We start from the raw sequence: 8,522 nt of genomic DNA on the forward strand, positions 1-8,522 counted from the left end.
ACACTCCCCGGGCGAATTCCGGGGAGGGGTCCAATGAATTCACGTCAAGTGCTGTGCGCGTTCGTTGGTGGCGCGCTGATGCTGGGGGCGCCGCCGCTCGCCCGCGCTCAAGGCACCTTCGACATGCCTGCGGGAGCACGTTTCAATGAAGCAAAACTCGCCAAGATCAGCGAGTTCTTCGCGAACGAGGTCGCAACCGGCAAGATCGCCGGCGCGAATGTGCTGATCCAGCAGCGCGGCAAGCCGGTCTATCATCAGACCTTCGGCGTGCAGGACGTGGTCTCCAAGACGCCGATATCAGACAAGACCATCTTCCGCCTGTCATCGCTGACCAAGGCGATCACATCAGTCGTGGCGATGCAGCTGATCCAGGACGGCAAGATCAAGCTCGATGATCCCGTCTCGAAATACATTCCGTCCTTCGCAAACATGAAGGTCGGGGTGGAGAAAAAGGCCGAGGACGGCAACAGGACGCTCGAACTGGTGCCGATGACCCGGCCCATTACCATTCTCGACCTGTTGCGTCACACCTCCGGCATCACCTATGGCTTCTATGGCGACAGTCTGGTGCGCAAGGCTTACAAGGAAGCCAACATCTATGCGGGCGAATTCGACCTCGCCGAGTTCGCCGAACGGATCGCCAAGCTGCCGCTGCACAACCAGCCGGGCGCGCTCTGGCAATACGGCCATTCCACCGACATCCTGGGACGGATCATGGAGATCGTGTCCGGAAAATCATTGCTCGAGATCGAGAAGGAAAAGCTGCTCGATCCGCTCGGCATGACCGACACCGGCTTCTTCGTCACCGAACCGGAGAGGTTGCAACGGCTCGCCCAGCCGGTGCCGAACGACAGTGATTTCCGTGTCGGCCGCCAGTACCGGACCGAGGTTCGCCAGAAATGGGAATCCGCCAGCGGCGGCATGGTCTCGACCATGTCGGACTTTTCGCGCTTTGCGCAAATGCTGCTCAACGGCGGGACGTTCGAGGGCAAGACCTATCTCAGCCCGAAGACGTTCGAATTGATGGCAACGGACCATACCGGCAAGAGCTCCGGCGTCGAGCGGGACTATTTCTATTTTCCCGGTGACGGCTTCGGCATGGGGCTTGGGTTTGCCGTGCGCACCGATCCCGGCAACGCCAAGCCTCCGCCGCCGGGATCGCTGGGCGAATTGAAATGGGACGGCGCCTCGGGTTGCTACATGGTGATCGACCGCAAGCAGGAAATGCTTTTCGTATTGCTGGAACAGACTCCCACCGAACGGCAGCGCGTTCAGCGCACCCTCAAGCAGTTGGTTTATGAAGCGATGGAGAATTGACGGCGTGAGGCTCCGCGGTCTTTTCGTCGCGGCGCTGGCCGCATTCGTCGTCCTGGTCTCGTCGCATGTCGTGCGTGCCAGCGAGCCTGCGCCGGGCGCGGGAAGCTTTTCGCGCGAAGGCCTGACGCGCGTCGGCGACTATATACGCAACGAAATCGCGACCGGCAAAATCCCCGGTGCGATCCTGCTGATCCAGCAGCACGGCAAGCCGGTCTATTTCGAGAACTTCGGCGTCCGCGACGTCGCGACCAAACTGCCGATGACCGCGGATACCATCTTCCGCCTCTATTCGATGTCGAAGCCGATCACCTCGGTGGCGGCGATGATGCTGGTCGAGGACGGAAAATTAAAGCTCGACGATCCCGTCTCGAAATACATCCCGGCCTTTGCGACGACAAAAGTCGGTGTCGAGAAGCGCGCCGACGATGGTACGCTGACGCTGGTCGAGGAGCCGCTCGAACGGCCCATTACGATCACCGATTTGCTGCGCCATACCTCCGGCCTGCCTTACGGTTACATGGGAGGAGGTCTCGTACGCGCCCGCTACGCCGAGGCTGGTCTCATCCGCCGCAACCTGACCAATGCCGAGTTTGCCGAGCAAGTCGCAAAACTGCCTTTGGTCGAGCAGCCAGGCACGCGATGGGACTACGGCTATTCCACCGACGTACTGGGTCGCGTGATCGAGGTGGCGTCGGGAAAATCCCTGCTTGAATTCGAAAGGGAACGCTTGCTCGGCCCACTCGGGATGAACGAGACGGCGTTCGTCGTCGCCGATCCGGCGATGCGGCCACGCATTGCCGAGCCGATGCCGACCGATCGCGCGGTCAGCCCGGTCACCAACGTTCGGGATCCGATGGAGCCGAGGAGGATGGAGTCCGGCGGCGGCGGCATGGTGGGCACCATCGGCGACTACGCTCGCTTCGCCCAGATGCTGCTGAATGGCGGCACTTTCGAAGGCCGTCGTTACCTCAGGCCCGAGACGATCGCGCTCATGACGTCCGACCACATCGGCGCGGAAACGAAAATCGCGCGCGACTACGCTTACTACCCCGGCGAAACGAGCGGCTTCGGGCTTAGCTTTGCAGTACGCACGTCGGTGCCGCCGAACACGTCATGGCCGCTCGGCGAGTACCGTTGGGACGGCGTCGCGGGCACGTTCTTCTTCATCGATCCCAAGGACGATATGTTCGCGATCTGCATGGTGCAAACGCCATCGCAGCGCGGACGTGTTCAGCTTGCATTGAAGACGCTGATCTATCAAGCGTTGGGGAGATGAGCGTTAGGCCCCGCGCACGATCTCGCGCACGAAACCGACCGTCTCCTCGATCATCGCGGCCGTCACATCGAGATGGGTGCAGGCACGGATCCTGCCGTCCATCATCGCCAGCAGCACGCCGCGCTTGCGCAGAGCCTCGATCATCTTGTCACCCGGGATGCCGGCGCCATCCGGCTTGAAGAACACGAGGTTGGTTTCCGGCTGCTGCACCTCGACGCCATTGATCTGCGACAGCCCGCGCGCCAGCGCCCGCGCGTTGGCGTGATCGTCGGCGAGGCGGTCGACGTGATGGTCGAGCGCGTAGACGCAGGCCGCTGCGCAAATGCCGGCCTGCCGCATCGAGCCGCCGAGCCGCTGCTTCCAGCGCCAGACATTGTCGATGAAATCGCGCGAGCCGGCGATGGCGCCGCCGACGGGCGCGCCGAGGCCTTTGGAGAAATCGATCCAGGCCGAATCCCAGCCCGCAGCCATGTCGCGCGCGGAAATGCCTGACGCGACGCAGGCGTTCAAGAGCCGCGCACCGTCCATATGGGTGACGAGCCCGTTGGCCTTGGCGATTTCGACGACCTCATCCAGCGCGGCCTTCTTCCAAATCGTGCCGCCGCCGATATTGGCGGTCTGTTCGACGCTGACGACGGTTTGCGGCGGCTGGTAGCGCGAGCGTGGGTGAAGCGCGGCCCGAAACGTCTCCGGCGAGAATTGCCCGTCGTCGCCCGGCAGTGGCGTGATCTGGAAACCGCCGAGGGCGGCATGCGCACCACCTTCGCGGGCGATGATGTGCGCGCTGACATGCGCCAGGATCTCGTCGCCCGGCCGGCACCAGGACAAGGTCGCCGCGACGTTGCACATGGTGCCCGACGGCATGAACACGGCCGCCTCCTTGCCGAGCAGGTCGGCGACGCGTTCGCAGAGCAGATTGACGGTCGGATCGTCGCCGATCTGTTCGTCACCAACCTCGGCCCGCGCCATTGCCTCGCGCATCGCCGGCGTAGGGCGGGTCTGGGTATCCGACAGCAGATTGATACGGACCGGCGCTGCCTTGGGATCGCGCGGAGGAGGGGTGTAATAGGTCATTGGCTGGCTCTCGGTAGTTGCAAGACGGCGAGGAGAGGAGGGAATTATCTGAAGCGCAGATTTTCGCGTGACAACTGGTCGATCGATCTGCACCCCATCAGCTTCATGTCGCGCTCGATCTCGGCCCGCATCAGGCCGAGCGCACGCTCAACGCCGGCCTGCCCGGCTGCCGCGAGAGGATAAAGATAGAAGCGGCCGACGCCAACCGCTTTGGCCCCCAGCGACAATGCTTTCAGGACATGGGTGCCACGCTGGATTCCGCCGTCCATGATGACGTCGATCCGGTCGCCGACGGCATCGACGATTTCAGCCAGTTGATCGAACGCCGCCCGCGAACCGTCGAGCTGCCGGCCGCCATGGTTGGACAGGATGATTCCGGTGCAGCCGATCTCGACGGCGCGTTTGGCGTCGGCCACCGACATGATGCCTTTCAGGCAGAATTGTCCGTTCCATAGCTTCACCATTTCGGCGACGTCGTCCCAGGTCATGGAAGGGTCGAGCATTTCGGTGAAGTAGCGTCCGATCGACATGGCGCCGCCGCTCATATCGACGTGCTCGTCGAGCTGAGGCAGTTTGAAGCCCTCATGGGTGAGATAGTTGATGCCCCACATCGGCTTGATTGCGAACTGGGCCATGCCGGCAAGCGTCAGGCGGAAGGGAATCGAGAATCCGGTACGCAAATCGCGTTCGCGGTTGCCGCCGGTGATGCTGTCCACCGTCAGCATCATGACGTTGACGCCGGCTTGCTTCGCCCGCTGCATCATGGCGCGGTTGAGGCCGCGATCGCGGTGAAAATAGAATTGATAGACCTGCGGCGTATCGTGCGCCTTGCGCAATTCCTCGAGGCTGACCGTGCCGAGCGAGGATACGCCGAACATCGTGCCGTACTTCGCGGCTGCGGCGGCCACCGCGCGCTCCCCGGTATGGTGGAACAGGCGCTGCAGCGCGGTCGGCGAGCAATAGACCGGCATCGCCAGTTTCTGGCCCATGACGGTTACCGACATGTCGATGGCCTCCACGCCGCGCAGGACGTTAGGGACCAGATCGCAGCGCTCGAAGCTTTGGGTATTCCGGCGCAGCGTTGCCTCGTCGTCGGCGGCGCCGTCGATGTAATTGAAGATCGGGCCGGGCAAGCGCTGTTGCGCCAGCTTGCGGAAATCATGGAAGTTGTGGCAGTCGCTCAGGCGCATGGGGCGTTCCCATTGGGGGCAGAAAAAAGGCCCCGGTTTTCCCGGGGCCTTTAATAACTCGAAAATGCGTTCCGATCAGCGCGAATAGAACTCGACGATCAGATGCGGCTCCATCTGCACCGCGAACGGCACGTCCGACAGCGCCGGGATGCGGGTGAACTTCGCCGTCATCTTGGAGTGATCGGCCTCGATGAAGTCGGGCACGTCGCGCTCGCCGAGCTGGACGGCTTCCAGCACCGGGGTGAGCTGCCGGGAGGATTCCTTGACCTCGATCACGTCGCCCGGCTTGACCTTGTAGCTCGAAATGTTGACGCGGCGGCCGTTCACCTTGATGTGGCCGTGGTTGATGAACTGGCGCGCGGCGAACATGGTGGCGACGAACTTGGCGCGATAGACCACGGTGTCGAGACGGCGCTCGAGGAGGCCGATCAGGTTTTCACCGGTGTCGCCCTTCATCCGGCCAGCCTCGACATAGATGCCGTGGAACTGGCGCTCGGAAATGTTGGCGTAGTAACCCTTGAGCTTCTGCTTGGCGCGGAGCTGGACGCCGAAGTCGGACAGCTTGCCCTTGCGGCGCTGGCCGTGCTGGCCGGGGCCGTATTCACGGCGGTTCACGGGGCTCTTGGGGCGGCCCCAGATATTCTGGCCCATACGGCGATCGATCTTGTACTTCGCCTCACTGCGCTTAGTCATCGCGTCCTCTTGATAAGTTCGAGTTTTGAGGAGACGCGCCCTCCTGTGCGCCGGGAACTTCCCGGTGCCGACAGGTCCGCCTCAAAAGCTTCAAGGAGGACCACGGGTCGCGAAACGCAACGCGGGCCGAAAACGGCCCGCGAGCAAGCGGGTTATTAGGGAGAAAGCGCCGTTCTGTCAAACAAAACACCCCGATTTTGGACCCTGGTTTGGGCTCAAATGGCGGGTTCCGGGCGGGGTCGGTCAGGTCGCGACCGCCCGGACCGATTTTGGCTCGTTTTGCTGCCGAGTGGCCCGCAATTCGCCCGCGATTTCGGTGTTCAGCACCTGTTCCAGCCGAATCAGGGCCTTGGCGATCAGGGCGGCATCGGTGATCCGGTGGTCCCAGCGCAGCACGACATCGATCGTCTGGTCCGGTTTCTCGACCCCATAGCTCAGGACGAAGGGTCCCGGGCTTAGCGCATGGAGCTGGCCGGCGCCAAAAGCGGCCACCGAGGTGACCCCGAAACTGCCGAAATAATTGGCGCGCTGGCGGCCGAAATTGAGCCCGATCGCCCAGAACAGCCGGCGCAGCGGCAGCGGCAGCCGCGTCGTGCGCAGGATCTTCCGGAACGCCGGCACCTGTTCGATCGGCGCATCCTTGGCGTGGCGGATCTGGGCGTCGACTTCCGCGAGCGACATTTCGTCGGGTGTCCCGACCTTCTGCGGCAGCACGCAATCCTGGCCGTCCTCGACCCGCGCGATCGCCACCATCGCGACGCTGCGCGGCAGTTCATAGAAGGCGGGCCATGGCCATTTGACGTACAGCGTGCGCAGCACCGGCTGTTCTTTGGCGACCAGCGCAAACGCCTTGACGAAGATCGCCGCCCAGCCGGGCCGCACCGCGGCCTGCATGCGGGCTTCCGACAGGCTGCGGATGTTGAGCGGCCGCGCCAGCGAGACAAAGGGCACGCGCGCAGACGCGTGCATGAGGTCAGCGACGAGACGGCGCGGCAGTGATATTTTTCGAACCGTTCCGCGCATTCGCTATGCTCAAATTCCCGCAACGAACAGAATCAGAAAGCCGGCAGGCCCTGTTGACCCGCCAGCCCCTGATGTAGCACGAACCAGCCGGTTTGACGCCAGCGCCTTTCAGTTTCGATTGCATCGAAACTGGGCTCTGGATCGTTATTTTGACGCGTTTTCTTGACGCGAACCGGGTCCCACTTCGCTGGAAAACGCTACAATCTTATGGCGCCGGTTTGGCCAGCGGTTCGCCCGCCTTGACGACGTAAACCCCAAGCACTTTGAAGGGCTTGTCGCCGGCCTTGGCGTCGTGAACGGCGCCTTCCGGAATCTGGTAGGATTCGCCGGCCTTGACCTTGATTGGCGGCTTGCCGTCGATGATGAGCTCAAGCTCGCCTTCGAGCACATAGCCGGTTTCGGCGCCGGGATGGGTATGCCGGCCGGCAGCACCTCCGGCAGGCACTTCCGCGATCGCGGTGACGGTGTTGTAGCCGGGCGGGAAATCGAGTTTTTGCAGCGGGGTCCGCTTGATGCCGCTTTGCTGGGCAATCGCGACACCGGCGCCTGCGAAGGCAATGACCGTAAGTCCGAGCAGAATTTTCTTGAGCATGATGTTTTGTTCTCCCTGTCGGGAAACACTAGCAGCGACATCGCCACGCGCAAAGCCGGCTCGCGCAACTAGACTCTTGTTTTGACGCGTTTTCTTCACGCGAACCGGTATCCACTTCGCTCGAAAACGCTCTACCGCTTGATCCCCGCAAAACTCGCCGCGATGCCGCGCTGGAACAGCGACCAGTCGAAGCCGAGCGCCAGCGCCACATAGCCGCGTTCGATCATGTTGTTGGCCTGTTCGGCTGATCGCGCGACGCCGCCGATCGGCACGCCGCTTTTCAGAATGCCTTCCTCGGCGCGCTGCATCAGCGCCTGCACTTCCGGGTCATCGGGGAGGCCGCGCTTGTTGATGGACGTGGCGAGGTCGCCGGGGCCGATCACCGCAAGGTCGATGCCGGGTGTGGCCATGATCTCGTCGATGCGGTTGACCGCCTCGACATGTTCGATCGTGATCATGCAGATCATGTCGTCGTCCGCGGTCGCCATGTAGTCCGGCATCGACACGCCCCAGCGGAACGGGGCGTGAAACGGGCCCCACAGCCGGTCGCCCGTCGGTGGATAGCGCACGCTGCGCACCGCCTTTTCGGCGTCCGCTGCGCTGCAGATCATCGGAAAATTGATGCCGAGCGCGCCGATGTCCATCGGCGCCTTCGCCAAATGCGGCTCGTTGGCCGCGATCCGCACCATCGGCACGCAGGGCGTGCCTGAAGTGGCCGTGATCATCGCATGCGCGGAGCCGAGATCGATCGGGCCGTGTTCGAGGTCGACGATGATCCAGTCGATCCCGGTGCGGGCCATGATCTGCACCGTCTGGAGCGAGGGGATGGTCGCGATGGCGCCGAAGGTCGGGCGCTTCTCGCGCCATTGCTGACGGAGACGGTTGAGCGGCGTGAGGGAGGCAGAGGTCAATTGCAAGGCTCCGTTGGGCGGGCAGGGTGTATGCACGGCGATCAGAGTAACGGTGTAGCATCCTCTCGTCGTCCCGGCGAACGCCGGGACCCATACGCCGCGGCAGTCATTGTTTGCAGAAGGTCTCTAACGCCACCGCTCTCACCGATGGGCCGCGGCGTATGGGTCCCCGATGCGCAATTGCGCATCTGAGCTCAAGGCCGGGACGACGGCAGTGTTTGTAATTGCACCATCATCCAAACGCAACTTCGCGATCTCGCGACGCAATGCGCCCGAGGTTTGCTGTAAACTTCCCGCCCTCCAATGAGAGGGCGCAGGGAAGACCGGGTGCGCGCTGCACCCGCGGTCCCGTGTGCGGTTTGCACAAAACAAAGTGCACACGAGCATACAGGGCAGCGGAGAACACCCGGCCTTCCCTGCGCAATGGCTTTACGGCTTATGCCGTG

The 8,522-nt window shown here is 62.9% G+C and carries 8 protein-coding genes; 2 read left to right on the forward strand and 6 right to left on the reverse strand.

Features of this window, described 5'->3' with window-relative positions; genetic code table 11:
• The first annotated feature begins 33 nt into the window (after positions 1 to 33).
• Together JQ611_RS22560 and JQ611_RS22565 are read left to right on the forward strand one after the other, a co-directional pair.
• Positions 34 to 1,317, forward strand: coding sequence for a serine hydrolase (locus JQ611_RS22560; RefSeq protein ID WP_212466632.1), 1,284 nt, complete (start codon positions 34 to 36; stop codon positions 1,315 to 1,317).
• A complete protein-coding gene (locus JQ611_RS22565) occupies positions 1,298 to 2,593 on the forward strand; it encodes a serine hydrolase domain-containing protein (RefSeq protein WP_212466633.1) in 1,296 nt (431 codons plus the stop codon). Before JQ611_RS22560 ends, JQ611_RS22565 begins: the two co-directional genes overlap by 20 nt.
• Before the next feature lie 3 nt (positions 2,594 to 2,596).
• Here JQ611_RS22565 and JQ611_RS22570 read toward each other — a convergent pair whose 3' ends face one another.
• From JQ611_RS22570 to JQ611_RS22595, 6 genes are all read right to left on the reverse strand, one after another.
• Positions 2,597 to 3,667 (reverse strand): low specificity L-threonine aldolase, encoded by a 1,071-nt coding sequence (locus JQ611_RS22570; RefSeq protein WP_212466634.1) that lies wholly within the window; start codon positions 3,665 to 3,667, stop codon positions 2,597 to 2,599.
• A gap of 44 nt (positions 3,668 to 3,711) precedes the next feature.
• Positions 3,712 to 4,857: an alpha-hydroxy acid oxidase gene (locus JQ611_RS22575; RefSeq protein ID WP_212264394.1), complete on the reverse strand. Its 1,146-nt coding sequence runs from the start codon at positions 4,855 to 4,857 to the stop codon at positions 3,712 to 3,714.
• A gap of 75 nt (positions 4,858 to 4,932) precedes the next feature.
• Positions 4,933 to 5,550: a 30S ribosomal protein S4 gene (gene rpsD / locus JQ611_RS22580; protein WP_212466635.1), complete on the reverse strand. Its 618-nt coding sequence runs from the start codon at positions 5,548 to 5,550 to the stop codon at positions 4,933 to 4,935.
• A gap of 243 nt (positions 5,551 to 5,793) precedes the next feature.
• Complete coding sequence (locus tag JQ611_RS22585; protein ID WP_212466636.1) at positions 5,794 to 6,573, reverse strand: acyltransferase; 780 nt, start codon at positions 6,571 to 6,573, stop codon at positions 5,794 to 5,796.
• A 205-nt stretch (positions 6,574 to 6,778) separates the two neighbouring features.
• Positions 6,779 to 7,165 (reverse strand): cupin domain-containing protein, encoded by a 387-nt coding sequence (locus tag JQ611_RS22590; protein WP_212466637.1) that lies wholly within the window; start codon positions 7,163 to 7,165, stop codon positions 6,779 to 6,781.
• 131 nt (positions 7,166 to 7,296) lie between these two features.
• The gene (locus tag JQ611_RS22595; protein WP_212466638.1) at positions 7,297 to 8,076 is read right to left on the reverse strand and encodes an HpcH/HpaI aldolase/citrate lyase family protein; all 780 of its coding nucleotides are present in this window, start codon (positions 8,074 to 8,076) and stop codon (positions 7,297 to 7,299) included.
• Positions 8,077 to 8,522: the final 446 nt, after the last annotated feature.

The sequence above is a fragment of the Bradyrhizobium sp. AUGA SZCCT0182 genome (genome assembly GCF_018130185.1).
Classification (GTDB): domain Bacteria; phylum Pseudomonadota; class Alphaproteobacteria; order Rhizobiales; family Xanthobacteraceae; genus Bradyrhizobium.

Bases quoted from the DNA above. Each gene is read 5' to 3' on its own strand.
- JQ611_RS22560 (WP_212466632.1), top strand. From the start codon at position 34: ATGAATTCACGTCAAGTGCTGTGCGCGTTCGTTGGTGGCGCGCTGATG.
- JQ611_RS22565 (WP_212466633.1), top strand. From the start codon at position 1,298: ATGAAGCGATGGAGAATTGACGGCGTGAGGCTCCGCGGTCTTTTCGTC.
- JQ611_RS22570 (WP_212466634.1), bottom strand. From the start codon at position 3,667: ATGACCTATTACACCCCTCCTCCGCGCGATCCCAAGGCAGCGCCGGTC.
- JQ611_RS22575 (WP_212264394.1), bottom strand. From the start codon at position 4,857: ATGCGCCTGAGCGACTGCCACAACTTCCATGATTTCCGCAAGCTGGCG.
- rpsD (WP_212466635.1), bottom strand. From the start codon at position 5,550: ATGACTAAGCGCAGTGAGGCGAAGTACAAGATCGATCGCCGTATGGGC.
- JQ611_RS22585 (WP_212466636.1), bottom strand. From the start codon at position 6,573: ATGCGCGGAACGGTTCGAAAAATATCACTGCCGCGCCGTCTCGTCGCT.
- JQ611_RS22590 (WP_212466637.1), bottom strand. From the start codon at position 7,165: ATGCTCAAGAAAATTCTGCTCGGACTTACGGTCATTGCCTTCGCAGGC.